Raw genomic sequence first — 24,575 nt, 5'->3', positions numbered from 1 at the left:
AGTTGAAAAGGTCGCCGAGGTCGAGCAGGTGCTGCTGAACAGACATAAAAAATCCGATGCCAGATATCTGGCATCGGATTTTCTAGGAACTTCGACGTGAGCTCAAATGCTTAAGTGAACAGCATTACGGCCTGGCGCCGGGTTTTTTTGTGTGTTTTCGGCCAATATGCAGCGCTCTTTGCTGGCAGTTGATCAATGAACCTTGAACCCGAGAACCCAATGTCCCCTTCAGAGCACGCCTCGCCCAAGGCCGAAGTTGAACAATGGCTGATCGACGCCGAAGCCGATGATGCCCAGGTGCAGCACGCTCAACCGGTTGTGGGACGCCCGTGGTTACTGCTGCTGGGCCTGATTCTGGTGGCGTTGAACCTGCGCCCGGCGTTGTCGAGCCTGTCGCCGTTGCTCAGTGACGTCTCTGCAAGCCTGGGCTTGTCGGCGGCCAGCGCCGGCCTGCTGACCACCTTGCCGGTGTTGTGCCTGGGCCTGTTTGCGCCATTGGCGCCGATTCTCGCGCGACGTTTTACCGCCGAACGGGTGGTGTTGGGGATTTTACTGACGTTGGCCGGTGGGATTATTTTACGCAGTTCATTCGGTCAAGCCGGGCTGTTCGCCGGCAGCCTGGTGGCTGGCGCGAGCATCGGCATCATCGGCGTATTGTTGCCCGGCATCGTCAAACGTGATTTCGCAAAGCGGGCAGGGGCCATGACCGGCGTCTACACCATGGCTTTGTGCCTGGGGGCGGCGCTGGCGGCCGGCGCCACGGTGCCGTTGAGTCAGTACTTTGGCGACAGTTGGAGCCTTGGCCTGGGTTTCTGGATGCTCCCGGCGCTGTTGGCGGCCCTGTTCTGGTTACCGCAAGTGCGCACCCAACACGGCGTCCACCGCGTGGCCTATCGCGTGCGCGGATTGCTGCGTGATCCGCTGGCCTGGCAAGTGACCTTGTACATGGGCTTGCAATCGTCCCTGGCCTATATCGTGTTTGGCTGGCTGCCGTCGATCCTCATTGATCGCGGCCTGAGCGCGACCCAGGCCGGGCTGGTGCTCTCCGGCTCGGTGATCGTGCAACTGGCAAGCTCCCTGGCTGCGCCCTGGTTGGCCACGCGCGGCAAAGACCAGCGCCTGGCGATTGTGTTGGTGATGCTGCTGACCTTGGGTGGCCTGTTCGGCTGCCTGTATGCGCCGCTCGACGGCTTATGGGGCTGGGCGATTTTGCTCGGCCTGGGCCAGGGCGGCACCTTCAGCCTGGCGCTGAGCTTGATCGTGCTGCGCTCGCGCGATTCCCACGTGGCGGCCAACCTGTCGAGCATGGCCCAGGGCATCGGCTATACGCTGGCATCCATGGGGCCGTTGGCGGTGGGCGTCTTGCATGACTGGACCGGTGGCTGGGGGGCCACCGGCTGGGTGTTCGGCGTAATCGGCCTGGGCGCGATGGTTGCCGGGCTGGGTGCCGGTCGCGCTTGTTATGTAGGCGTCACCAGCGAGAAGGTGTAAGGCATTCACGGCGCAGCGTATGCGAAGGAGCGGCAGGTCGGTCGTGGCGCAACGGCAAGTACTTGCAGGCCTGCGTTGCGCCCTTAGGCATTACAGGTATTTGACGGTCAGTGTGACGGAACCATCGATGGTTTCCTCTTTGGTGAACGTCAGATCCTGGGCTGGGGCGATTGCCGCTTTGATCTGCAAGTCGGCAGTGAGGCGTTGTACTGGCAAGGGGGTGAGGGTGTCCAGTTCGGAGACGGCGGTGAGGCCGTCATCCATAAAGCTACCTTCGCGTTGCCAGGTCACCCCGCCATCCCTTGAGCCGATCGCTCTGACAGGCATCCCATCCGCTATCAGATTGGAGGTGGATATCGTGAGAAAACCGAGTTTTTCACTGCCGTTGATCATACCCAGACCAAAGGTGTAGTAATCGTATTGGGCGTCCGAACCTTCGCGATTGTCTGTGGCGGCGATGGCGATCAGCGTCGCGGCATCGCAGGTCACGGTCATCTGCATGTCCTGTCGGGGCAGGTAGGTTGGCCAGTCAAGTCGAAGATCCTGAACGGAAATTTTGCCCAATTCGACCACGCCGTCATTGGCCAGGGTGGGCTCGCAGGCGCTTGGGGTAATAAGGCCGCGCACGCTCAGGTCGACACTGGAGGCGGCGATGGCCTGGGTGGCGGTGCTCAGCAGCAGCGCGGCGATCAGGCTGTGAAGGGACTTGCTCATGGTGTGGCTCCTAGGGAAAGTAGAGGGTTTGAGGGTCACAGGTACATGACCGTCAGCGTCACCGATCCGTCGATGGCCACCTCGTTGTTGAGGGTCAGGCTGTTGGTGGGGGCGATAGCGGGAGAGATCGCCAGTTCCGCGCTGAACACTTGGACCGCAATGGGCACTAACGTCCCCAACGCGGCCACTGAAATTATATTGTTGCGATACAGATAGTTGTCGTTGTACCACGTTGCACCGCCGTCCTCTGAGCTGACGGTGCGGGCCGCCACACCGTCGGCTAGCGGCTTGATGAGCCGCATTCCCAGGGCGCCTAGCTTCTCGTCACCATTGATCAAGCCCAGGCCAAATTCATATATCTCGTCGTTTTGAAAATGGGAGCCGGCTCGATTGTCTTGGGATTGCAACCCCATCAAGGTCGGCGCGTCGCAAGTCACGGTCATTTGAAGAGAGTGATAGGGGAAAAAGCTCGGCCGGTCAGGATTGAGGTCCTTGGCGGCAATTTTGCCCAGGTCATACACCCCGCCATTTGACAACGTGGGCTCGCAGGCGCTTGGGGTAATAAGGCCGCGCACGCTCAGGTCGACACTGGAGGCGGCGACGGCCTGGGTGGCGGTGCTCAGCAGCAGGGCGGCAATCAGGGTTTGAAGGGACTTGCTCATGGTGTGGTTCCTAGGGAGCGCAGCGAGTTTGAGGGTCACAGGTACATGACCGTTACGGTGGCGGAACCGTCGATAGGCACTTCTTGCGTCAGGGTCAGGGTATTGGTGGGGGCGATGATCACTTTTACGGTCATCTCCATGCTCAACGTCTGTACGGGCGTCGGGACGAGGGTGGCATTCTCGGCAACAGACGCAATGCTATCGGTCGCCAGATAACCGCCCCGAATCCAAGTCGATCCGCCATCCAGTGACTCGATGATTTCAGCTGAGGCGCCGTCGGCCACCGCCGATGCCAACGTGACCCAAAAGGCGCCAAGTTTCTCGTCGCCATTGATCAGGCCCAGGCCAAAACCGCCCTCGTCGCGAAATGCCGTTCCCGGGCGATTGTCCTTGGGTTGCAGGGCGAGAAGGGTGGCGGCTTCACAGGTCACCTTCAGTTGCATGTTGTGCGGGTCAAGTCGGGTATAGGTTTCGACATTCAGGTCTTTGGCGGAAATCTTGCCGATGTCATACACCCCGGCGTTGGATATTTCAGGGACGCAGGCGCTTGGGGTAATAAGGCCGCGCACGCTCAGGTCGACGCTGGAGGCGGCGACGGCCTGGGTGGCGGCGCTTAGCAGCAGCGCGGCGATCAGGGGGTGAAAGGACTTGCTCATGGTGTGGCTCCTCACTAGGGAAAGTAGAAGGTCTCAGGGATTTACAGGTACACAACTTCTAGGGTCGCGGAGCCGTCCATTGGCGTTTCCGTGCTCAGGTCGAGGTTCTGCCGCGCGTTGATCGTGGCTTCCAGCTTCAGGGTGCTGGTGAGTGTCTGGATCGCCGATGGGCCGGAGGTGCTGCCCCCTACATCGGTGAAACCGAGCAGACTGCGCGAGCCGATATCGATGGGGTTGAGGTTGGCGGTGCGCCAGGCCATGCCGCCGGTAGTGGACTCGGTGCCGTACACCACGGCAAGGTCGTCGACCACGGTTTGCTTCGGATCAAAACTCACCGAATACACGCCGATTTTGTTGCCGCTGCTGTCCAGCCCCAGCCCGTAAAAAATCTCGCTGTTAACGTGGGCGGTGCCGTCGCGGTTGTCGCGCATGCGCAGGGCGAAGCGCCCGGCGGCGTTGCAGTTGACCGTCAGCGTCAGATACTTGTGCGGCAAGCGGGTGCCGTTGGTGAGGTTGAGGTCATTGCGCGAAATCTTGCCGAAATCCACCAGCCCGCCGCTGGACAACAGCGGCGTGCAGGCCATCGGCGTGATCAGGCCCTTGACGGTCAGTTCGACGGTGGAGGCGGCGTGTGCAGTGCCGGATAGAAGGAGCAAAGCAATCAGAATAGTTTTCATGGGAGGGTACCTAGAGGTAGGTGATGTCGAGGGTGGCCGACCCGTCGATGGGGACTTCCCCGGTCAGGGTCAGGGTGTTTGCCGGGGCAATTTTCGGTTCGATCAGCACGTCAGCGGTCAGTCGCTGGATCGGCGCCGGTGCCATACCCGGCGTGCTTATGTCGTGGGTGAAGGAGGTGAGGAACGCCGGTGACAGGACTTGCGTTGGCCCCCAACCGGTCGTTCCCACGGAGCCGATGCCATACATCGGGGCACCATCGGCCACGATCGACTCCAAGCTCAACCCCATGCCTCCGACCTTTTCGTTGCCATTGACCAGCCCCAGGCCGAATCTGAGTGAGTTGTCGCTTTCGTAATGGGAGCCGGGACGATTGTCCACGGACCTTATCGCCACCAGCGTCAATGCCTGGCACGTGAGTGTCATCTGCAGGCTTTTGGCCGTAAGGGGTGTCGGTTGATCGACATTCAAGCCCTTGGCGGGGATCTTGCCCAGTTCGTATACGCCGCCATTGGACAGGCCAGGTTCGCAGGCGCTGGGGGTGATCTTGCCGTTGACTTTCAGGCCGATGGAGGACCCGGCCTGGGCGAGTGAGCTGCCTGCAAACAGCGACAAAACGGCCAGTGGTATCAGAAGGTTTTTCATGGAGAGGCTCTTAGAGGTAGTTGAGTTCGAGCGTGGCAGCGCCGTCGAGGCGCACCTCGCTGCCCAGGTCCAGTGAACCCAACGGCGCCATCACCGCCTCCAGGCTCGCCGTGGCGCTGAGTTGTTGAATGGCGGCGGGGCCACTGGTGGTTCCGGCGCTCGCGTTGAACCCCAGGTGTCGGCTGGCGCCGATGGCCAAAGGGCTGGCGCTGGCACTGCTCCACGGAGCGTTGACGGTCGGGGAATCGGTGCGGTAGAGCTGGGCAAAACTATCGGCGGTGGCGCGCGCGGGATCGAAGATCACCGCGTAGCGTCCGATTTTTTGCCCCTTGGCATCGAGCCCCAGGCCGTAGGTGGTTTCGTCGTTGTGACCGGTCGCTGAGCCCTGGCGGTTGTCCTGCAAACGCAAGGTGAAGGCCGTGGGGGCATCGCACGCGACGCTGACCACCAACGGTCGGTCGGGCAGGGCGGTTTCCTTGTCCATGTGCAAATCCATCACCGACAATTTGCCGAAATCCACCGTGCCGCCGTTGGACAGGCTCGGCGTGCAAGCCGCCGGAGCGAAGCGCGCTTGCAGGCGTAGTTCCCGTGAGCGTGCGGTGCTGATCGCGTCAAACACTCCGCTGGTTTCCCAGGTCACGGCATCGCTGACCCGCGAGGCCTCTTCACTGGCCCAGGCACTCGCCTCAAGCTGCAACGACAAGCTGCGCCCACTGACCGGCACCCCGGCGCGCATCGGCACGATGCCGTGCTCCGGGCGCCAGCGCAGGGTGGCGCCGGTGCTGACGGCAGGCTGGCCGCTGCCCGCAAGCAAGCCCAGTTCGACGGCCTGGCCGTCGAGTAACGCATCGCTTGCCCGCAGGCTGTAACTGCCGCGCGAGGTAAACTGAAAACGCTCGGCACCGGCTGCAATACCGCGATAGAACAGGCTCATGTCAGTGGGGTTCGGGCAGTTCAGGGTCAGGCTTAAACGCCGTTCCCCAAGCAGGCGTTCGTCTGCTGGAACCAACGCGATAGCGCGGTTCATCAGTCCGAAATCCAACACGGTTTCGTTCAGGCTCAACTGGCACTCATCGCCCCAGGCATTGGCGCCCAGTAGCAAGCCGAGCGAGAGCAAGACGGGTTTCAGGCCCATGGTAGAAGTCCTCATGATTGGCACCGCGCCGGCGCGGTTTCGTAGTACACCTCGGGGTCGCCTTTCTCGGGCAGTTCAAAGCTCAGGCGACAGCGGGGTTGGCCGGGGGCACTGATCCATAGCGGGCGACCGTCAAGCACATCGGGCAGGAACACTTGGCTGCCTTCCTGCACCAGCGTCACGAACTCGCCGTCCTCGGTAGTCACGGTGGCGCCACGGGGCAGTGGTTGGCCATCCTTCGTGGTGACGTTGAGCAGTGCACGACGGGTCAGGGCTACGCCAAATTCGACCTTGTCCACCGCGCCACGCCCGACGGAAAGCACGGCCAGGCCATTGCTGATATCAGCGTTGCGCGGCAGCGAGCGGGTGTGCACCTCCACCGGGCTGCGGCCATAGGCGCTGAGTTGCGGCACCACGGCCTGGCCTTGCCAGTCGGTCCACACGGGGCCGCTTGGGGTGCTGACCTTGATCCCGGCCATGTCGCCCACCGACATCACCGCAAATGTTTCGCGTACCGGGTACGGCGAGAACGTCAGGCCATCGCCATGCAGCACCACCCCACCGCGCGCGCCGCCTTGATAGCTGGAGCGCTCGGCGTCGTTGCGGGTGTAGTTGAAGTCCAACTGGCTGTAATACGGCAAGGCCGAAACGCCCACGGACGACTCCACCGCACGGTCGCGGCTATCGCGTTCCACGCCGACGCGGTAGCTCAGTTGGTCGTTGAGTTGTTCGTTGATGCCCACGCCGAGGCGATGCTCGCCGCCGGCATGACGTGCCCATGAGCGGCCACGGCGGTTTTCACCGAGGGGCACGCTGATGTTCAGGTAGACACTGTCATCGCTTTGCTGGCGGCCGCCGACTTGCCATTCGGCGCTGGCCGATACCGATACCTGACCAAAGCTGGTACCCCATGACGCCAGCGCGCGGCTGCTGCTGTCGCCGGTAAAGGTCGACGAGCGCGAGATCCCTGCACTGAATGCCCCCAGCATCGGATGCGACCAGGATGCCGTGGCACTTTGTTGGTCGCGGTAGCGCGAGCGCTGTTGTTCGCGGGTGTCAGTGGTGTAAGTCGAGTCCTCAAGGTCGCGATAGCCCATCGTGCGCCAAGAGCCGGCGGTGGTAATCGCCCAGTTCTCGGTGAGGCGCTGCGACCACGACAGGTCGGTTTGCACGCCGCGTTCACTGCCTGGGCGACTGGCCTGGGCGAGTTGTGTAGAGACTTGAAACTGGCCGTCTTGCCACGGCAACCACCCCAGGTTCAGCCCGGTTGCGCGATAGTCTTCGGCCGCCAACACCCCGGCGCCGATGCTGACTTGCGGGTGCAGCGCACCGCTCCAGCCGCCACTGACCACCCAGGGTTCAGCGCCTTCGCCGTCACCGATTTGACGTAGGCGACCGGCGGCCACCGAGTAACCTGGCGCCGGCAAACCCAGACCTAGCATGGCAGCTGGTACTGTGAAACGGCGTTCTTCACCCGTGGTTTCCTTGACCGTCACCTCCACGTCGGAGCGGCTGTTAAGGCGTCGCACATCGGTCAGGGAAAACGGCCCGGCGGGCACAACGGTGGAATGAATCAACGTACCGTTCTGGCGGATCTCCACCTGCGCCGGGCTGTTGGCGATGCCGGTGATGGTCGCGCCCTGATTCTGGTCCTGCAGCGCGGTTTCGGTCAGCACCTGGGCGCCGGTGATCTGCGCACCGGCCAGCACCGGGTTGTAGAGGTTGATCTGTCCTGCCTGGAACACCGCCTGCTGTTTGGCAAAGGTGCGCTGGGCGTAGGCGTCCAGATGGGTCGTGCGCGAGACTTTGTCTTGCCAGGTGCGCACCTGGCGGCTGCGCACGATCCAGTCGCCGGCATTGAAGCCAACCTCGGTATTGGCCGACGCGAAGCGGCTGTTGTCGTCGCCGTACTCGTTTTGCAGGCCGGTGACATCGTAGTTGAGCACGCCGGCATACCCGCCGGTCTGGTAGCCGGAGATATCTTGCACGGCGGGGCGCAAGGCCTCGGTCGGCACGATCAGGAACAGGCTGAGGCTGGCCGGGTCTTGCTCGATCACGGTCTGCGGGTACGTGCTGAGGAAGTCATGGCATTCGGCATTGTCAGCCGGCATTTTCAAGCTGCCTGCGTCCAGCAGTGCCTGGTTGAAACACAACCCGCCCTGGTCGTTGAACACCACGTCGATCCGGCCGCGCCGCTGGCCGTTGACGTTCAGATTGAGGGCATGGCGCCCGGCGGCGAAGCGCGGTGCTTGCAGCAGCAGGTTGGCCAGCGTCGGGTCGATGCCACGCTGGGACAAGGTTTGCGGATCGAACGAACCGGCGACCTCATCCGCCAATGGTTTGGCCGCTGGCAGGGTGGTCCCGACGGCCAGTGCCAGGCCCGCCAGCCACCTACGGCGCGCCCGGCGCAGTGAAACGCCAGGCTCGGCTTCGCCGTCGCGATCAGTCATTACTGTGCTCACAAGTCGTACTCAAATAATGGAGGCGTTCCCGTTCCACTCCCTGGCGCGGGCAGGCTCCTGGTGGCCTTCACGGTGAGGCCACTTCGTTATCAGGGCGCCGGGAACCAGTCCTCCCGGCGCTGCGATCAGAGGGTGATCGGTGCTTGGTACGGTTCCACGGCAAAGCCATAAACGGTGGCCGGTTGCAGTTGCACAGTGCTGGCCGTCGGTTGGCTGGCAGCAACGCTCAAGGTCTCTCCCGGCAGTACGTAAGTGCGTGGCAGCAGCGCCGAACCATCGCCCGGCAGCAGCTTCAATTCCTGGGCCAGACGCACCACGTAGGGCGTCGAGTTATGCACGCTCAGTTGACTGTTTTGCAGGCTCCAGGTCAGCCCGGTCCAGGGCGTGCGGTTGGGTGCCAGGCCCTTTGGATGCAAGATCACTGGCAGGTTCTGGCGCACGGTCACGCCGACCCGCGCATGCCCGGCCTGGCCTGCGGTCTTGCCTTGGGGCATGCCCTCGAAAATGACGCGCATCAGGTGTTGGGTTTGCAACGGTTCGGGGGTTTGCAGGATGAAGCGGATCAACTGACTCTTGGAGGGTTCGACCCGAGACAAGGGGGGGGTAACGAAGACTCGCGAAGCGGTGTCTTCAGGAATGTTCTCCAGGGTCACGTGCAATAGCGCCAGCTTCGAATCGGTGTTGGTCACCGACACCGAGGCTTCGCCGTCGGCTTCGTTGACGATCACCACTGAGGTATCCGGCACCATCCCGTCGGCGAGCACCAGCGTTGGGCCCCACATGGGCAACGCTACCGCGCCGAGGTACAGGCAGGCATAACGCACGACGTTGAAGGCCCGTGAGAAAACTGCAAAACAAGGAAGAGGGAACATGACTACAGGTACCTCAGGTCTAGCACGATGGAGCCGTCCAGCGGCACCTCTTGGTCGAGGGTCAGGTAGGCGGCGGCGTTGATCGATGTATTGATTTGCAAGGTGGCAGTGATCAGGCGGTGGGGGGCCGGGATCAGGGTGCCGGGTGGCGCAAAGCCCATGTAGTTGTCGGGGTAGGCGTTGGGTTCCGGAAACCAGGTCTCGCCCTGATTACTCGAGGCCAGCACCAGCGCGGGCTGGTCGTCAGCCATCACTTCATGGATGGCCAGAGATACCGAGCCGAGGCGCTCATCGGGCGCATGAATGTTGTTGCCCAGGCCGTAATAAAAGCCGGGCCCCACTGACGAATCAGCACGGTTGTCCACGCCTACCAGCACAAACAGCACCGGCTCGTTGCAGCTCACATGCAGCTCCAGTTGCTTGCTGGGCAATGGGGTGAACACGTGTTCATTGAGGGAACGGGCCGGAACCCGCCCATGATCGACAATGCCACTGGGCGATAACGTCGGCGTGCAGGCACTGGGAATGATGCTGCCGGACAACGTCACCTCCACCGATGAGGCGCACAGGGCAGGGGTAGCGCACAGGCAAAGAAAAGTCGGCATCAAACGGCGTGAGAGCATGTTCATGGTCGGGTGTTGGAGCCTTGGTCAAGGGGCCATCTGTGAAAACGGCGATGGGCGCAAGGCATTGCGTTGCGCCCGCGTGCCATTACAGGTATTTGACGGTCAGGGTGACGGAGCCATCAATGGCCACTTCGTCGAGCAGGGTCAGGCTGCTGGCGGGGGCGATGGACGGCGTGACAGCCAAATCAGTGGTGAGCACCTGGACCGGAATCGGCGCCATGGTCGTGTTGTCGGCAACCGATGTAATGTTGCCGGTTGCCAGGGTCGGTTGCCGGACCCAGGTCGTGCCGCCGTCCGTTGAGCCAATGATGCGTCCTGCTACGCCGTCGGCGAGCGGAGCTTCGAGCCACATCTCGAGGAACCCGAGCTTCTCGGCACCGTTGATCAGGCCCAGGCCGAAGCGCGACGGGATGCTGTCAGAGCTGGAGCCTGCGCGGTTGTCCTGAGGTTCGATCGCCATCAAGGTTGCAGCGTCGCACGTCACGGTCAGTTGGAGGCGGTATTCGCCCAAGTTGGTGATGTCATCGAGCTTGAGATCCTTGGCGGAGATTTTGCCGACATCGACATTTCCACCATTGGGCAAGCTCGGCTCACAGGCGCTCGGCGTGATAAGGCCCTTCACGGTTAAATCAACGCTGGACGCCGCGAGCGCATTACCGGCGCTCGCGATCAGCACAGTGGCAAGCAGAGGGTTCAGGCTTTTGTTCATGGTATTGCTCCTTAGCGGGAAAAGTTGAAAACGGCTGCTCACAGGTACTTCAGTTGCAGCGTGGCCTGGCCGTCGATGGGCACTTCATCGAGCAGGGTCAGGTCGGTGGATTGAACGATGATGGTGAAGGCGCGGAACCTGACGCTCAGTTTTTTCAGCGCGATGGGCGTGTGGGGGGGCGCGCCCACGGCGGCAAACGACGTCAGCGCCTTGTGGCCCAGGTAGGGCGAGAGGCTCCAGCTGGCACCGCCATTGCGCGAGATGATCACGTTTACCGCGTTTCCATCCGCCACGGGGTCAAACAGTGAGAACGCCACACTGCCCAGTTTCTGGTCTTCAGGGGTGGTACCCAAGCCATGGTGCGCCGGGTTGATCGCCGAGCTGCCCGCGCGGTTATCCACCGTGCTCAGGGTGAAAAAAGTCTCTCCCTCGCACTGCACTTCCAGGCGCATTTCTGCCGGATCAAGCTGGGTCGGCTTGGTCGGTTGCAGGTCTCGGGCGGTCATTTTGCCGTGATCGATCACGCCGCCATTCGACAGCATGGGCGTGCATGAACTGGGGGTGATGGCCCCGGTTACATTCAGGTCGGTATTGCTGGCGGCGAAAGCGCCTGGCGTAAACGCCGCCAGCAGGAAGGTAAGAGCGGTTTTGTTCATCAGCACATGTCCTTGTGAGGGCGCGCAGTCGGCCTGCAGGCAAGCGCGCCTACCGTGGGGCGGTCGCCCAGCGGAAATTTCCAATCGAGAGGGGTCACAGGTAACGCAGTTCAAATGTGGCAGAGCCGTCCAGCGCTATCGTTGTGCCGGTCGGAATATCCGTTTTCGAGTGGATGAAGGACTCGACTAACAGGTCTAGAGAAACGGTCGTGAGGTGGACCGGTACTCTGATGCCTGAGGTCTGATTGCCGAACGCTATAAGCGTGCTGGACGGCAAGTCCTGTTCAGAATTGAACAGCCAGGTCGAGCCGTTATCGAAGGAGTAGATCGCATAGGCGGCAGGGTCATCGGTCAGGATGTTTTGCATCGTCAAGACATAAGAACCGATCCACGTTGTTGGCGTCAGACGCCCCATGACCCAACGAGAAGAAGGGCCAGGTGCTGAAGCACGATTGTCTACGGACGCCAGTGCGAACAAACTTGCGCCCTCGCAATCAATTCCCAGTTTCAGGACGGCGTTAGGCAGTTCGGTTGGCCCTGTGGGTTCGAGGTCCTGTACCGAGATCTTGCCGTGATCCACCAACCCGTTATTGCTGATGCTGGGGGTGCAGGCGCTCGGCGTAATTGACCCTTTGACCGCTAGGTCCACCGTGCTGGCGGCCATTGACACACTGGCGTGGGCAATGAGCAGGGCGCCGGTCAGGGCTGCGAGAGAGTCTTTCATGTCGTCTGGTATTCCTGTGCAAGGGCCATGGGGACAGGTTCGTGCGGTGAAGTTGCCCAAGGGTTTTTGGTTGTTGCGGGCGGGCGCAGCTTTAGCGAAAACCGGGAGAGAATGTATCGCCGGGCCCCTATACAGGAAATGCAACTATTACGAATGACAGGTCGGCACTGTCAAAAGGGGCTTGTTTCTTGAAAGTTCGTGCTTGAGCGTCGGTTGTCGTACTTGTTGTATCGCCGTTTCCCATACATTCGGATACTTTTCCGCGCTCTTTGATTACCTGAATGCCTTCATTCGGACTCGCGTAATCGTCTCGCTGCGAGCAAGTCGGCTGTGATCCACGTATTGCTCGCGCAGGTGGGACGGTTGGACTGATCGCTCTTGATGAGGGCTCTATGCCGGGCAACTTTCCAGACCCAGGTGCGCCCGAAGAAGCCCTGGCGAACCCTTGGTCCCGTGTGCGGGTGTTGGTGGTGGACGACCACTGCACCTATCGCCTGCTGCTGGGCTCACTACTGGGAAAACTCGGTGTGGCCCATCAGTGCTGCTGTAATGGCGAGCAAGCATTACAGGCGCTGGCGATCAAGCGTTTCGACCTCGTGATCAGCGATTGCCGCATGCCGGTCATGGACGGTTACGGCATGACCCGCGAACTGCGCCAGCGCGAGCACGCCGAAGGTCGCCTGCCCATTACGGTGCTGGGGATGACCTCCAGCCTGGGCCCGGAAGAAATCCGCCTCTGTGTGGCATGCGGCATGGATGGATGGTTGCCCAAACCCATCGGTTTTGCGCAGTTGCGTGACGTCTTGCGTTGTTGGCTACCGCCGCCGCAATGCGCCGCTTTCGACGGGACGCGAACAGGTTCGACGGTGGCGCACAACAGCACTTTCCCGAGCCGCGCCAGCCTGATCGAGGCATTTGGTTCCTGGGATGTGGTGGAACCGATGCTGTTCAGCCTGATTCAGGAAGCTCACGCCGACTTGGCAATGCTGATCCATGCGCAAGCGACGCTGGATGCGAGGATGGCCGCACAATGTTTGCACCGCTTGGTGGGCAGTGTGGCGTTCCTCGGGGAAACCGGATTGGAAGGACCTACGGTGGCGTTGATCAACAGCGTGCATTCAACAGGCATGGCGTTGAACCGAACGGCCTTGGATGCGTTACGCCATGAAGTGGCGCGTTATTTGGATTATCTAAGTTGTCTCTGAAGGAATACACCCTTTTGTTATGTAGTACTTTTCTGTATTACTTTTCTCTCTTTTGTGTAGGCGCTTTTGTTGGGGCTTTAAATGCAGGGTTAAACCGAAAGTTGGAGATTTATTACCTATTGTTGCAAAAAGACTATCGCGGTATTTTGCCGGTCTCAAATTGCCATCATGGAGCAGTCGATGATCCGCATTATTATTGCTGACGATCACCCTATAGTTCGTGTTGGACAACGCGTCGTGATCGAGGCGAGTGGTAAGTGCAAAGTTGTGGGTGAGGCCGAGGGTCCGGATCAACTGTTGGAGTTGGTGAGTCGTGTGCCGTGTGATCTGATCGTCACTGATTTCGCGATGCCCGGAAACCAGCAGGCTGACGGGTATGGGCTGTTGGGATTATTGAATCGCACCTATCCGGATCTGCCGGTGATCGTGGTGACGATGTTTGCCAATGTCGCAACGCTGCGGGCGGCCTTCGGCCATGGCGCGCGCGGTGTGGTTGCCAAGAGCGCGTCTGCCAGGGAATTGCCCCAGGCCCTTAACACCGTGGCTCAGGGGCGCACCTTTGTCAGTGAGTGTTTGCGCGTTCAGTTGGACCAGGCATGTTTGGCCCAGCCAACCGCAGCGCCTACGCTTTCCGGCAAGGAGCAGGAGGTGGTGCGCATGCTGGCCAGCGGCATGACCGTCAGCCAGATTGCTGCGCGGGTTAATCGGAGTATCTCGACAATCAGTAAACAGAAGAGTACGGCGATGCAGCGGTTGTGTATTTCGACTGATGTTGATTTGTTTGCGTATGCACGAGATACCGGCATGGTGCCTTAGTTTGGAAGACCTTGAAGGGTCGTAATTATTGTATTGGGTGCGCAATAGCGGCGTTGTAAAGTATTGCAGGCTCTCGCGCGAAGAGTGTAGGCGCCTCAGTCACTAGTTTGATTGCAAAGGCGTACTGTTTAGACGTCTGGCGAACAAGTATGCCTTATGTTTGTCGATAAAGATGCACGCTGGTGATCAGGGTGTTAATGAATAAATTACCGATCTCAGTGGCGGTTGTTGTTGCATGGGTCGCGATCAAAATCGCGATAAGCGGCGAGTAGTTCATCCACTACGACCCTGTTACGGACGCCGCTGCCCAAGGATCAAGAAATACCCATCGACGGCAGCGCGACCCTGGACATCGTCTACCTCTAACCGCACCGCCCTCATCTATGTGGCAAATGGGCATAGCCTTCCTCTCACGTGCAGACTATCGTGCAGCCCTGATAACAACGAACTGCGGAGCCTGCCCATGAGTGATGCCCACGACGCCTTGATCACCCGATTCTACCAGGCGTTTCAACGCCTCGACGCGCAAGCCATGGCGGCCTGCTACACCGACGATGTGGTGTTCAGCGACCCGGCCTTCGGCGAGTTGCACGGCCGTGATGCCGGCGACATGTGGCGCATGCTCACCACCCGCGCCAAGGATTTCTCCCTGACCTTCGACAATGTGCGCAGCGATGAAACCACCGGCAGTGCTCACTGGGTCGCGACGTATCTGTTCAGCGCTACCGGGAATACGGTGGTCAACGATATCGGCGCGCGATTTGTATTTCGTGATGGCAAGATCTGTGCGCACCACGACCACTTCGACTTGTGGCGCTGGTCGCGTCAGGCCCTGGGCGTCAAGGGGCTGTTGCTGGGCTGGTCGCCGGCGCTGAAAAACGCCGTGCGCGCCCAGGCGCTCAAAGGCTTGAAGGCATTCCAGGCCAGTCGTTGATAAGCTTGGCATCCCTTGGTCTTACCGAATGCACCCGTGACCACGCCTGAACCCAAACCCTGGTTTGTCTACCTGGTGCGCGCCGCCAATGGCGCGCTGTACTGCGGCATCAGCAATGACCCGGTGCGTCGCTTTGCCGCTCACCAGAGCGGCAGGGGCGCGCGGTTTTTCCTGTCCAGCCCGGCGGTGGCGCTGGTGTACACCGAGCAGTGCGCGAGCAAGGGCGAAGCGTTGCGTCAGGAGCGGCTGATCAAAAGGTTGAAGAAGAGCGCCAAGGAATGCCTGGCGGCGAGTGGCTCATTGATTTGACTGATGGATTGCCATCACGCCACCCAATGGTTTTGCACGCTAAGCTGCGGGTTCCTTTGTTAAGTGGACCCAAGCATGTCTGAGCTGATCCTGCACCATTACCCCACCTCTCCGTTTGCGGAAAAAGCTCGGCTGCTGCTGGGCTTCAAAGGCTTGTCCTGGCACTCGGTGCACATCTCTCCAGTGATGCCCAAGCCGGGCCTGACAGCCCTTACCGGCGGCTATCGCAAGACCCCAGTGTTGCAGGTCGGCGCCGATATTTACTGCGACACTGCCTTGATCGCGCGCCGGTTGGAGCAGGAGAAGGCCGTGCCGGCGCTGTTCCCGCTGGGCCAGGAAATGATCACTCAAACCTTCGCCACCTGGGCTGACAGCGTGGTGTTCGCGCATGCCGTGAGCCTGGTGTTTGAGCCTGAATCGGTGGCGGTACGCTTTGGCAAACTGCCGCCAGAGGCAATCAAGGCGTTTCTCGCCGACCGCGCCGCGCTGTTCAGCGGTGGCACCGCGAGCAAGCTCCCGGCCGAACTGGCCAAGCATCAATGGCCGGCGATAATGGCGCGCCTGGAGCAACAGCTACAGCGCGAGGTAGGGGATTTTCTGTTTGGCGAACCGTCGATTGCCGACTTTGCCTTGGCGCATTCGTTGTGGTTCCTCAAAGCCACCCCAGTGACTGCGCCGTTGGTGGATGCTTATCCGGGCGTGTTGGCCTGGTTGGGCCGCGTACTCGGTTTTGGCCACGGCACGGCCAGCCAGATGAGTGCCGAGCAGGCGTTGGACATCGCGCGTGATTCCACGCCCGCTGCTTTGCCGGACGAGGTGTTCGAGGATCTGAATGGTTTCAAGGCAGGCCAGCACGTCACCGTTTCGGCGATCGATTACGGCGTCGACCCGGTCGCAGGCGAACTGCTATTTGCCGGCCGCGAAGAGCTGATCCTGAGGCGTACCGATGAACGCGCGGGCACCGTGCATGTGCATTTCCCACGCTTCGGTTTCCACATTCAGGCGCAATAAGTAAAAATATTTGCAAATAAGAGTGAGGTAAATTGCCGTCCCATCCGTGTAGTGCATGAAACTGCGATCTATTCGCATTAACAGCGTTTTCTACACGGGTTCTCACAGCATGAAGTCGACGGCGGGCGGTTTGGTTAAACAGTGGTTGGGCGCCTCGGTATTGGCAGCGTCGGGGCTGGCGTTGCTACCCCTCTGCGTGGCGCAGGCGCAGGCGCAGCAAAGTGTGCAGTTCAACTTTGCCCTGGCGGCCAAACCGCTGCCCCAGGCCCTGAGCGATTTCAGCCGGGTCACCGGGATCAGCGTGATCTACACCGATGAAGCGCCCTACGGCCTCAAGGCCCCGGCGGTCAGCGGGCAGATGAGCGCGACCCAGGCCCTGCAACGCCTGCTCGGTAACAGCGGCTTTACCTTCCGCCAGATCGACGCCCGCACCCTGGCCCTGGAACCGGTGCCCACCGAGGGGGCGGTCAACCTCGGTGCCACCACCATCAGTGGCGTCGGCCAGCAGACCCAGGACAGCACCAGCTACCAGCCACCGCCTACCAGTTCGGTGATGCGCTCCCACGGCCTGCTGCTCGAAACCCCGCAAACCGTCAACGTCGTCCCCGCCCAGGTACTGCGTGACCAGACCCCGCGCAACCTGGATGACGCCCTCGCCAACATCAGCGGCATCACCCAGGCCAACACCTTGGCCAGCACCCAGGACGCGGTGATGCTGCGCGGCTTTGGCGACAACCGTAACGGCTCGATCATGCGCGACGGCATGCCTATCGTGCAGGGGCGTGCGCTGAATGCCACGGCGGAGCGCGTGGAAGTGCTCAAGGGCCCATCCTCGCTGCTGTACGGCATCCAGGACCCGGGCGGCGTGGTGAACATCGTCAGCAAAAAGCCTGAGCGGGTGCAGTCCACGGCTCTGACCGTGCGCGGTTCAACCTTCGGTGACGGCAAGAACGGCAGCGGCGGCAGCCTCGACACGACCGGCCCGATTGGCGACAGCGGCCTGGCGTATCGGTTGATCGTTGACCATGAAGACGAGGATTACTGGCGTAACTTCGGCACTCGCCGTGAGAGTCTGATCGCGCCGTCGCTGGCCTGGTATGGCGACACCACCAAGTTGCTGTTGGCCTACGAACATCGCGAGTTTCTCTCGCCGTTCGACCGTGGCACCGCCATCGACAAGTCCAACCACCCGCTGGACATCCCGTCTACCCGGCGTCTGGACGAGCCGTTCAACAACATGGAAGGCCGCTCCGACCTGTACCGCTTCGAAGCCGACCATGATTTGAACGACGACTGGAAAGCTCATTTAGGCTACAGCTGGAACCGTGAAACCTACGACGCCAGCCAGGTCCGTGTCAGCGCCGTGGCCACCAACGGCAACCTGACTCGCAGGATGGACGGCACCCAAGGCGCGATCACCACTGACCGCTTCACCACCGCGAGCCTTGAAGGCAAGGTCAATGTGTTCGGCCTGCAGAACGATCTTGTGTTTGGCATGGATGATGAGTACCGCAAGGTCTACCGCGCCGACCTGATCCGCCAGAATTCACGCAGCCCGTTCAATTACAACAACCCGGTGTACGGCAACGAAGTGGCGGGCACCACCGTCAGCGCCGCCGACAGCGCCCAGACCGACCTGCTGCGCAGCGACTCGCTGTTCTTCCAGGACGCGATCCACCTGACCGATCAGTGGATTTTCGTCGCCGGCGCGCGCTACCAGATGTACGACCAATACGCCGGCAAAGGCGTGCCGTTCAAGGCCAACACCAACGGCAATGGCCAGGCCTGGGTGCCGCGTGCCGGCCTGGTGTATCGCTACACCGATGAGCTGTCGTTCTATGGCAGCTACACCGAATCGTTCAAACCCAACTCCACCATTGCTGCCTTGGCGGATGGCAGCACCTTGACCGGCGACCTCACGCCCGAAGCATCCAAGTCCTGGGAACTGGGGGTCAAACTCGACATTCCGGGGCGTATCACCGCCAGCGCGGCGTTGTTCAATATCGACAAGCGCAACGTACTGGTGTCGGTCGGTTCCGGCGCGAATACGGTCTACAGCATTGCCGGCCAGGTGCGTTCGCGTGGCCTGGAACTGGACGCCACCGGCCAGTTGACCGACCGCTGGAGCCTGATCGGCAGCTACGCCTACACCGACGCCGAAGACATCAAGGACAACGACCCGACGCTGGAAGGCAACCGCCTGCAAAATGTGGCCAAGCACACTGGCTCGCTGTCGGTGGCCTATGACTTTGGCAACATTTTTGGCGGCGATCAGCTGCGTGTGGGCACCGGTGCGCGCTATGTCGGTGAACGCGCAGGTGATGCGGCCAACGATTTCACCCTGCCGGGTTACACCGTGGCGGATGCATTTGCCACCTACGACACCAAAATCGATGGGCAAAAGGTCAAGTTCCAGCTCAACGTGAAGAACATGTTCGACCGCGTCTACTACACCTCGGCCGCGAGCCGGTTGTTCGTGTCCATGGGCGATGCGCGACAAGTGTCGGTCTCCAGCACCCTGGAGTTCTAATGTGGGCTTGTCGTGAACGGGCTTGTCGAATCATCGCACCGCCCCGCAGCGCGGGACGAGCCCGCTGACTACACCAGCGCGCTCGCCACGCAGGGAGCGAGCTGGTAGCGTGGCCGCACAGTTTTTTGCGGAAATAAAGCACCGATGTTTTTTGGAAAATGGATATACGCCAGCGTCATACTGTTTCTGCTGGGTGGTTGCGCGAGTGTTTCGCCAACCTCCACCCAGGCCTCCCTGGACCATCTCCTGGCTGATCCAGCGCTGCATGGTGCCACCGTCTCCCTGATGGTGCGCGACGCCCGCAGCGGCAGCACCCTCTACCAGCACAACCCACGTACGCGATTGGTGCCGGCTTCCAATCTCAAGTTGTTCACCACTGCTGCGGCGATGGACGTGCTGGGGCCGCAGTACCGGTTCTCCACTCAACTGCTCAGTAATGGCGCGCAGCAAGGTGAGCGCCTCAGCGGCAACCTGTACCTCAAAGGCCTGGGCGACCCGACCACGCAATTCGCCGACTACCAAGCGCTGGCCGCGCAGCTGGCGGCGCAAGGCGTGCGCCAGATCCAGGGCGACCTGGTGTTCGACGACACCTGGTTCGACGCTGAGCGCCTGGGTGTTGATTGGGCCCAGGACGACGAAAGCACTTACTACGGCGCGCAGATTTCGGCGCTGACCGTATCGCCCAATACGGACTTCGATGCGGGCACCTTGCTCGTCACGGCGAAGGCGCCGGTCGCGGTCGGCCAGCCGGTAAGCGTGGTGATAAGCCCAGCCACCGACTATGTGCAACTGAGCAACCGTGCCGTCAGCGGCCCAGGCAACAGCTACGGCATCACGCGCCAGCACGGCACTAACCTGTTGCAACTCACGGGCGCTTTGGCACCGGGCAAGCAAAGACGGCAGTGGGTGAGCGTGTGGGAGCCGACACAACTGGTGGCCAATCTGTTTGAACAGGCATTGGCGCAGCAGGGCATTCAGGTGATGGGACGGCGTGTGATCGGCGGTGCAAGCCCTGTGACGGCCAGGGTCCTGGTGGAGCATCAATCGGCGCCTTTGCGGGAATTGATCACGCCGCTGCTCAAGCTGTCGAACAACAACATGTCCGAAGCCTTGCTCAAGGCCATGGGGCGCAAAGCATCCAATGCAGGCACGGCGCAGGCCGGTGTCGCGGCAGTGGCGGACTTCATGCGCCGCCAGGGTTTGGACCCGATGACGCTGAGCCAGGTCGATGGTTCGGGCTTGTCGCGGCGCAATCTGGTGTCGTCGCAGAACCTCACCGATCTGTTACTGGCCACGGCCAAACAGCCCTGGTTCGAGGCTTGGTACAACGCCTTGCCGATCGCCGGCAACCCGGACCGCATGACCGGCGGCAGCTTGCGCTACCGCTTGCGTGGGACGGCTGCAGAAAACAATCTGCACGCCAAGACCGGTTCCATGGCCGGGGTTTCCTCGTTGAGCGGCTACATCACCGACGCCGAGGGCCGGCGCCTGGTGTTTTCAATAATCAGCAATAACTACCTGAGCAATGCCGCGCCCATCCGTGCGCTGGAGAATCGCGTGGCACTTGCACTGACCCAATGGCACGACTAGCTCACGGCTGATAGCCCATGCGCCAACTCACGGCCCGGGTCGCCGCCAGCAAGCGCTGCGCCGCCGGGCCATCTTCATCGGCGTGGAACAATGAGGTGGGACCGACCACGGTCATCACCGCCGCCACTTGGCCGATGGCGTTGAACACAGGCGCCGACAAGGCATCCACCCCCGGCATCAGCAGACCATGCACAAAATGCAGGCCGCGGCTGCGGATCTGCTGGCAGACGGTGGCGTAAGCCTGGTCATCGGCCAGGGCATGGGCGATGCCAGCCTGGATCTCGCGTTCACGCAATTCCACGGTTTCCCGCGACGGCAGAAAGGCGCTGAACACCAGCCCGGTGGACGAGCTGAGCAGCGGCAACACGGAACCCAATTGCGTCACCACCGTGACGGCGCGCACGGCGGGTTCGATCTGCACCACGGTCGCCCCCTGGTTGCCCCACACCGCCAGAAAGCAGGTCTCATTCAACGCGTCGCGCAACTCCGCCAGCGGCATTGCGCCGACTTTCAGCACGTCCATGCTGCCCAGCGCCGCCAGGCCCACGCGCAAGGCTTCGCGGCCCAGCCCATAGTGGTTGGTGGCGGTGTTTTGTTCGGCAAATCCCGAGGCGATCAACGCCTGCAAATAACGATGCACCTTGCTCGCCGGCATCTGCACGTGCTCGGCCAGGCGCGACAGCGAGGTGGCCGGCGACAGTTCGGCCAGGGCCTTGAGGATGTCGGTGCCCACTTCGGCCGAGCGGACTTTCTGTTTACCGGTGTCGCGGGGCTTTTCCATGGAAGGGCGAGAATCCGAGAGATGAATGGGCGTCTTTATAGCTTGACGGTCGACAGTGATCAAATTACGTTATGCGTAACTGGATTACGATAAAAACAACTTCCGTGTAGAGGACGATCCATGAACCTCGAATACCTGTCGGGCTTCGGCAATGAATTCGCCAGCGAAGCCCTGCCCGGCGCATTGCCGGTCGGCCAGAACTCCCCGCAAAAAGCGCCTTATGGGCTGTACACCGAGTTGTTCTCCGGCACAGCGTTCACCATGGTGCGCAGCGAAGCCCGGCGTACCTGGCTTTACCGCATTCAGCCGTCGGCTAATCACCCTGCGTTCGTCAGGCTTGAGCGGCAATTGGTCGGTGGGCCGTTGGGCGCGGTGACGCCCAATCGCTTGCGTTGGAACCCGTTGGATGTTCCAAGTGAACCGACGGACTTCGTTGATGGGCTTGTAGGAATGGTCGCCAATTCGGCGCTGGAAAAACCCTCTGGCATCAGCATCTATCACTACTGTGCCAACCGTTCCATGGAGCGCGTGTTCTTCAACGCCGATGGCGAATTGTTGATCGTCCCCGAGCAAGGTCGGCTGCGTATCGCCACGGAATTGGGCGTGCTGGAGGTGGAACCGCTGGAGATCGTCGTGCTGCCGCGAGGCCTCAAGTTCCGCGTCGAACTGCTGGATGCCCAGGCGCGTGGCTACGTCGCCGAGAACCACGGCGCGCCGTTGCGCCTGCCGGACCTGGGCCCCATCGGCAGCAATGGCCTGGCCAATCCGCGCGATTTCCTCACGCCGGTTGCTCACTACGAAGACCTGAAAAAGCCTACGACGTTGGTACAAAAATTCCTCGGTGAACGCTGGGCCTGTGAACTGGACCATTCCCCGCTCAACGTCGTCGCCTGGCACGGCAATAACGTGCCGTACAAATACGATCTGCGCCGTTTCAACACCCTCGGCACCGTGAGTTTCGATCACCCGGACCCGTCGATTTTTACTGTCTTGACCTCGCCGACGAGCACCCACGGCTTGGCTAACCTCGACTTCGTGATTTTCCCGCCGCGCTGGATGGTGGCCGAAAACACCTTCCGCCCGCCGTGGTTCCACCGCAACCTGATGAATGAATACATGGGCCTGATCCAGGGCGCCTACGATGCCAAGGCCGAAGGCTTCCTGCCCGGCGGCGCGTCGCTGCACAGTTGCATGAGCGCCCACGGCCCGGACGGCGAGACCTGCACCAAGGCGATCAACGTCGATCTGGCGCCGCACAAGATCGATAACACCATGGCTTTCATGTTCGAGACCAGCCAAGTGCTACGTCCCACGCGGTTCGCCCTGGAATGCCCGCAACTGCAAAACACTTACGACGCGTGCTGGGCCTCGCTGCCCGCCACCTTCAACCCGAATCGGAGATAACCCATGACTCAGCCAACACTAACGCGCAGCTGGGTGGCCTCGGCCAATGGGCACGCGGATTTCCCCCTGCAAAACCTGCCGCTGGGGGTGTTCAGCCTCAACGGTTCGGCGCCGCGCAGTGGCGTGGCGATTGGTGATTCCATCCTTGATCTGCACGCAGCCTTGGATGAGTTCGAGGGTGAAGCGCGTCGCGCCGTTGAAGCGACCGCCGGCGGCCAACTGAACGCGTTTTTTGAACTCGGCCGTGGCCCGCGCGTGGCCTTGCGCGAGCGTCTGCTGGAACTGCTGGCTGAAGGCAGCACACTGCAAACCCGCGAGGCACAGGTGCTGCACCGCGCCGCTGATTGCCAGATGCACCTGCCGGCGAAAATCAATGACTACACCGACTTCTACGTCGGTATCGAACACGCGCAAAACGTCGGCAAACTGTTTCGCCCCGACAACCCGCTGCTGCCCAACTACAAGTACGTGCCGATTGGTTACCACGGCCGCGCATCGACCATCCGCGCCTCGGGCACCGAGGTGCGTCGTCCCAAAGGCCAAACCTTGCCAGCCGGCCAGACCGAGCCGACCTTCGGCCCGTGCGCGCGCCTGGACTACGAACTGGAGCTGGGCATCTGGATCGGCCAGGGCAATGCGATGGGCGATTCGATCGCCATTGGTGACGCGGCCGAGCACATTGCCGGTTTCTGCCTGCTCAATGATTGGTCGGCGAGGGATATCCAGGCCTGGGAATACCAGCCGCTGGGGCCGTTCCTGTCGAAAAGCTTCATCACCACCCTTTCACCGTGGGTGGTGACCGCCGAGGCCTTGGAGCCGTTCCGCAAGGCACAACCGGCGCGGTCTGAAGGCGACCCGCAACCGCTGCCGTACTTGCTGGATAAGCGTGACCAAGCTGCGGGTGCGCTGGATATCGAATTGGAAGTACTGCTCACCACCGCCGCCATGCGCGAGCAGAACCTGCCGGCTCATCGCCTGGCTCTGAGCAACAGCCTGCACATGTACTGGACCGTCGCGCAGTTGGTTGCGCACCACAGCGTCAACGGCTGCCAGTTGCAAGCGGGTGATCTGTTTGGGTCGGGCACCTTGTCGGGGCCGCAAGAAGGCCAGTTTGGCAGCCTGTTGGAAATGACCGAAGGCGGCAAAAAGGCTATCGAGTTGCCGTCCGGCGAAGTGCGCAAGTTCCTTGAAGACGGCGACGAAATCATCCTGCGCGCCCGTTGCAGCCGCGAAGGGTTTGCTTCGATCGGCTTCGGCGAGTGCCGCGGCACTGTGATCGCGGCGCGCTAGGAGGGCAGGGTGATGGAACTCTACACGTACTACCGTTCGACCGCGTCGTACCGGGTGCGTATTGCCCTGGCGCTCAAGGGCCTGGATTTCAGCGCCGTGCCGGTCAACCTGCTGGTGCCGTCGGGTGGTGCCAATCGCCAGCCGGAGTACCTGGCGATCAACCCACAAGGTCGCGTGCCGGCGCTGCGTACTGATGAGGGCGAGTTGCTGATTCAGTCACCGGCGATCATCGAATACCTGGAGGAACGTTATCCACAGGCGCCGTTGCTTTCCAAAGACTTGACGACCCGCGCGCATGAGCGTGCGGTGGCGTCGATTATCGGCTGTGATATCCACCCGCTGCACAATTCGAGCACCCAGAACCTGCTGCGGCAATGGGGGCATGACGAGGCGAAGGTGTTGGCGTGGATCGGTCATTGGATCAGCCTGGGGCTTGGCGCGGTGGAGCAATTGATTGGTGATCAAGGTTATTGCTTTGGCGAGCAGCCGGGGTTGGCGGATGCGTTTCTGATCCCTCAGCTGTATGCGGCAGAACGCTTCAAAGTGCCATTGGCGGCGTACCCGCGCATTGGCCGTGTGGCGGGGCTGGCGGCGCAGCATCCGGCATTTATACAGGCTCACCCTGCCAATCAACCTGACACACCCCAACCCTGAATGTGGGAGCGGGCTTGTTCGGCG

At 61.4% G+C, this 24,575-nt stretch carries 24 protein-coding genes; 11 read left to right on the top strand and 13 right to left on the bottom strand.

What is annotated here, in order from left to right; all coding sequences use genetic code 11:
- The first annotated feature begins 195 nt into the window (after nt 1–195).
- Complete coding sequence (locus tag AACY52_RS20485) at nt 196–1,491, top strand: CynX/NimT family MFS transporter (protein ID WP_339417680.1); 1,296 nt, start codon at nt 196–198, stop codon at nt 1,489–1,491.
- A gap of 90 nt (nt 1,492–1,581) precedes the next feature.
- Here AACY52_RS20485 and AACY52_RS20480 read toward each other — a convergent pair whose 3' ends face one another.
- From AACY52_RS20480 to AACY52_RS20425, 12 genes are all read right to left on the bottom strand, one after another.
- A complete protein-coding gene (locus tag AACY52_RS20480; RefSeq protein WP_339560738.1) occupies nt 1,582–2,205 on the bottom strand; it encodes a DUF1120 domain-containing protein in 624 nt (207 codons plus the stop codon).
- A 35-nt stretch (nt 2,206–2,240) separates the two neighbouring features.
- On the bottom strand, nt 2,241–2,867 hold the full coding sequence (locus AACY52_RS20475; protein ID WP_339417684.1) for a DUF1120 domain-containing protein: 627 nt from the start codon (nt 2,865–2,867) through the stop codon (nt 2,241–2,243).
- 35 nt (nt 2,868–2,902) lie between these two features.
- Nucleotides 2,903–3,523: a DUF1120 domain-containing protein gene (locus tag AACY52_RS20470; protein WP_339417686.1), complete on the bottom strand. Its 621-nt coding sequence runs from the start codon at nt 3,521–3,523 to the stop codon at nt 2,903–2,905.
- A 41-nt stretch (nt 3,524–3,564) separates the two neighbouring features.
- Nucleotides 3,565–4,200, bottom strand: coding sequence for a DUF1120 domain-containing protein (locus AACY52_RS20465; RefSeq protein ID WP_339417688.1), 636 nt, complete (start codon nt 4,198–4,200; stop codon nt 3,565–3,567).
- A gap of 10 nt (nt 4,201–4,210) precedes the next feature.
- Nucleotides 4,211–4,843, bottom strand: a complete 633-nt coding sequence (locus tag AACY52_RS20460) for a DUF1120 domain-containing protein (RefSeq protein WP_339560737.1) — start codon at nt 4,841–4,843, stop codon at nt 4,211–4,213.
- Nucleotides 4,844–4,853: 10 nt separating this feature from the next.
- Nucleotides 4,854–5,978 (bottom strand): DUF1120 domain-containing protein, encoded by a 1,125-nt coding sequence (locus tag AACY52_RS20455; RefSeq protein WP_339427135.1) that lies wholly within the window; start codon nt 5,976–5,978, stop codon nt 4,854–4,856.
- Nucleotides 5,979–5,989: 11 nt separating this feature from the next.
- Nucleotides 5,990–8,428, bottom strand: a complete 2,439-nt coding sequence (locus AACY52_RS20450; RefSeq protein ID WP_370468039.1) for a fimbria/pilus outer membrane usher protein — start codon at nt 8,426–8,428, stop codon at nt 5,990–5,992.
- A 137-nt stretch (nt 8,429–8,565) separates the two neighbouring features.
- On the bottom strand, nt 8,566–9,312 hold the full coding sequence (locus AACY52_RS20445) for a fimbria/pilus chaperone family protein (protein ID WP_339560735.1): 747 nt from the start codon (nt 9,310–9,312) through the stop codon (nt 8,566–8,568).
- A gap of 2 nt (nt 9,313–9,314) precedes the next feature.
- Complete coding sequence (locus AACY52_RS20440; RefSeq protein ID WP_339560734.1) at nt 9,315–9,941, bottom strand: DUF1120 domain-containing protein; 627 nt, start codon at nt 9,939–9,941, stop codon at nt 9,315–9,317.
- 82 nt (nt 9,942–10,023) lie between these two features.
- Entirely contained in the window at nt 10,024–10,647 is a 624-nt protein-coding gene (locus tag AACY52_RS20435; RefSeq protein ID WP_339496697.1) for a DUF1120 domain-containing protein, read from the bottom strand.
- 38 nt (nt 10,648–10,685) lie between these two features.
- Complete coding sequence (locus AACY52_RS20430) at nt 10,686–11,303, bottom strand: DUF1120 domain-containing protein (protein ID WP_339417697.1); 618 nt, start codon at nt 11,301–11,303, stop codon at nt 10,686–10,688.
- Nucleotides 11,304–11,397: 94 nt separating this feature from the next.
- The gene (locus tag AACY52_RS20425) at nt 11,398–12,027 is read right to left on the bottom strand and encodes a DUF1120 domain-containing protein (protein ID WP_339417699.1); all 630 of its coding nucleotides are present in this window, start codon (nt 12,025–12,027) and stop codon (nt 11,398–11,400) included.
- Nucleotides 12,028–12,419: 392 nt separating this feature from the next.
- On the opposite strand from AACY52_RS20425, the gene AACY52_RS20420 reads away from it, so the two are divergent.
- The 7 genes from AACY52_RS20420 to dacB all read left to right on the top strand — a co-directional run bounded on the left by AACY52_RS20420 (nt 12,420) and on the right by dacB (nt 20,422).
- On the top strand, nt 12,420–13,232 hold the full coding sequence (locus tag AACY52_RS20420; RefSeq protein WP_339417701.1) for a response regulator: 813 nt from the start codon (nt 12,420–12,422) through the stop codon (nt 13,230–13,232).
- Nucleotides 13,233–13,412: 180 nt separating this feature from the next.
- Nucleotides 13,413–14,048 (top strand): response regulator transcription factor, encoded by a 636-nt coding sequence (locus AACY52_RS20415; protein ID WP_339417702.1) that lies wholly within the window; start codon nt 13,413–13,415, stop codon nt 14,046–14,048.
- A gap of 463 nt (nt 14,049–14,511) precedes the next feature.
- Nucleotides 14,512–14,982 (top strand): nuclear transport factor 2 family protein, encoded by a 471-nt coding sequence (locus AACY52_RS20410; RefSeq protein WP_339417703.1) that lies wholly within the window; start codon nt 14,512–14,514, stop codon nt 14,980–14,982.
- A gap of 36 nt (nt 14,983–15,018) precedes the next feature.
- Nucleotides 15,019–15,291 (top strand): GIY-YIG nuclease family protein, encoded by a 273-nt coding sequence (locus AACY52_RS20405; RefSeq protein ID WP_339417704.1) that lies wholly within the window; start codon nt 15,019–15,021, stop codon nt 15,289–15,291.
- A gap of 75 nt (nt 15,292–15,366) precedes the next feature.
- Nucleotides 15,367–16,302, top strand: a complete 936-nt coding sequence (locus AACY52_RS20400; protein WP_339417706.1) for a glutathione S-transferase family protein — start codon at nt 15,367–15,369, stop codon at nt 16,300–16,302.
- Nucleotides 16,303–16,411: 109 nt separating this feature from the next.
- Nucleotides 16,412–18,832: a TonB-dependent receptor gene (locus tag AACY52_RS20395; RefSeq protein WP_339560733.1), complete on the top strand. Its 2,421-nt coding sequence runs from the start codon at nt 16,412–16,414 to the stop codon at nt 18,830–18,832.
- A gap of 144 nt (nt 18,833–18,976) precedes the next feature.
- The gene (gene dacB / locus AACY52_RS20390) at nt 18,977–20,422 is read left to right on the top strand and encodes a D-alanyl-D-alanine carboxypeptidase/D-alanyl-D-alanine-endopeptidase (protein ID WP_339560732.1); all 1,446 of its coding nucleotides are present in this window, start codon (nt 18,977–18,979) and stop codon (nt 20,420–20,422) included.
- 1 nt (nt 20,423) lies between these two features.
- Here the strand turns inward: dacB and AACY52_RS20385 are convergent, their stop codons facing one another.
- Nucleotides 20,424–21,203, bottom strand: a complete 780-nt coding sequence (locus AACY52_RS20385; protein ID WP_339417709.1) for an IclR family transcriptional regulator — start codon at nt 21,201–21,203, stop codon at nt 20,424–20,426.
- 120 nt (nt 21,204–21,323) lie between these two features.
- Here AACY52_RS20385 and hmgA point away from each other — a divergent pair, with 120 nt between their 5' ends.
- Genes hmgA through maiA form a run of 3 tightly spaced genes read left to right on the top strand, consistent with a single transcriptional unit; the run spans nt 21,324 to nt 24,551 of the window.
- A complete protein-coding gene (gene hmgA, locus AACY52_RS20380) occupies nt 21,324–22,607 on the top strand; it encodes a homogentisate 1,2-dioxygenase (protein ID WP_339417711.1) in 1,284 nt (427 codons plus the stop codon).
- Between the two features lie 3 nt (nt 22,608–22,610).
- Nucleotides 22,611–23,897 (top strand): fumarylacetoacetase, encoded by a 1,287-nt coding sequence (fahA, locus tag AACY52_RS20375; protein ID WP_339436088.1) that lies wholly within the window; start codon nt 22,611–22,613, stop codon nt 23,895–23,897.
- Between the two features lie 12 nt (nt 23,898–23,909).
- Entirely contained in the window at nt 23,910–24,551 is a 642-nt protein-coding gene (gene maiA, locus AACY52_RS20370; protein ID WP_339417715.1) for a maleylacetoacetate isomerase, read from the top strand.
- The last annotated feature ends 24 nt before the right edge of the window (nt 24,552–24,575 follow it).

Source organism: Pseudomonas sp. EA_65y_Pfl1_P113 (assembly GCF_963970525.1).
In the GTDB taxonomy this organism is placed as follows: domain Bacteria; phylum Pseudomonadota; class Gammaproteobacteria; order Pseudomonadales; family Pseudomonadaceae; genus Aquipseudomonas; species Aquipseudomonas tritici.
Note: the sequence above shows the minus strand (reverse complement) of the source record. Positions and strands in the feature narration are given on the sequence as shown.

Coding starts and splice junctions, on each gene's coding strand:
- AACY52_RS20485 (WP_339417680.1), top strand. CDS start 196: ATGAACCTTGAACCCGAGAACCCAATGTCCCCTTCAGAGCACGCCTCG.
- AACY52_RS20480 (WP_339560738.1), bottom strand. CDS start 2,205: ATGAGCAAGTCCCTTCACAGCCTGATCGCCGCGCTGCTGCTGAGCACC.
- AACY52_RS20475 (WP_339417684.1), bottom strand. CDS start 2,867: ATGAGCAAGTCCCTTCAAACCCTGATTGCCGCCCTGCTGCTGAGCACC.
- AACY52_RS20470 (WP_339417686.1), bottom strand. CDS start 3,523: ATGAGCAAGTCCTTTCACCCCCTGATCGCCGCGCTGCTGCTAAGCGCC.
- AACY52_RS20465 (WP_339417688.1), bottom strand. CDS start 4,200: ATGAAAACTATTCTGATTGCTTTGCTCCTTCTATCCGGCACTGCACAC.
- AACY52_RS20460 (WP_339560737.1), bottom strand. CDS start 4,843: ATGAAAAACCTTCTGATACCACTGGCCGTTTTGTCGCTGTTTGCAGGC.
- AACY52_RS20455 (WP_339427135.1), bottom strand. CDS start 5,978: ATGGGCCTGAAACCCGTCTTGCTCTCGCTCGGCTTGCTACTGGGCGCC.
- AACY52_RS20450 (WP_370468039.1), bottom strand. CDS start 8,428: ATGACTGATCGCGACGGCGAAGCCGAGCCTGGCGTTTCACTGCGCCGG.
- AACY52_RS20445 (WP_339560735.1), bottom strand. CDS start 9,312: ATGTTCCCTCTTCCTTGTTTTGCAGTTTTCTCACGGGCCTTCAACGTC.
- AACY52_RS20440 (WP_339560734.1), bottom strand. CDS start 9,941: ATGAACATGCTCTCACGCCGTTTGATGCCGACTTTTCTTTGCCTGTGC.
- AACY52_RS20435 (WP_339496697.1), bottom strand. CDS start 10,647: ATGAACAAAAGCCTGAACCCTCTGCTTGCCACTGTGCTGATCGCGAGC.
- AACY52_RS20430 (WP_339417697.1), bottom strand. CDS start 11,303: ATGAACAAAACCGCTCTTACCTTCCTGCTGGCGGCGTTTACGCCAGGC.
- AACY52_RS20425 (WP_339417699.1), bottom strand. CDS start 12,027: ATGAAAGACTCTCTCGCAGCCCTGACCGGCGCCCTGCTCATTGCCCAC.
- AACY52_RS20420 (WP_339417701.1), top strand. CDS start 12,420: ATGCCGGGCAACTTTCCAGACCCAGGTGCGCCCGAAGAAGCCCTGGCG.
- AACY52_RS20415 (WP_339417702.1), top strand. CDS start 13,413: ATGATCCGCATTATTATTGCTGACGATCACCCTATAGTTCGTGTTGGA.
- AACY52_RS20410 (WP_339417703.1), top strand. CDS start 14,512: ATGAGTGATGCCCACGACGCCTTGATCACCCGATTCTACCAGGCGTTT.
- AACY52_RS20400 (WP_339417706.1), top strand. CDS start 15,367: ATGTCTGAGCTGATCCTGCACCATTACCCCACCTCTCCGTTTGCGGAA.
- AACY52_RS20395 (WP_339560733.1), top strand. CDS start 16,412: ATGAAGTCGACGGCGGGCGGTTTGGTTAAACAGTGGTTGGGCGCCTCG.
- dacB (WP_339560732.1), top strand. CDS start 18,977: ATGTTTTTTGGAAAATGGATATACGCCAGCGTCATACTGTTTCTGCTG.
- AACY52_RS20385 (WP_339417709.1), bottom strand. CDS start 21,203: ATGGAAAAGCCCCGCGACACCGGTAAACAGAAAGTCCGCTCGGCCGAA.
- hmgA (WP_339417711.1), top strand. CDS start 21,324: ATGAACCTCGAATACCTGTCGGGCTTCGGCAATGAATTCGCCAGCGAA.
- fahA (WP_339436088.1), top strand. CDS start 22,611: ATGACTCAGCCAACACTAACGCGCAGCTGGGTGGCCTCGGCCAATGGG.
- maiA (WP_339417715.1), top strand. CDS start 23,910: ATGGAACTCTACACGTACTACCGTTCGACCGCGTCGTACCGGGTGCGT.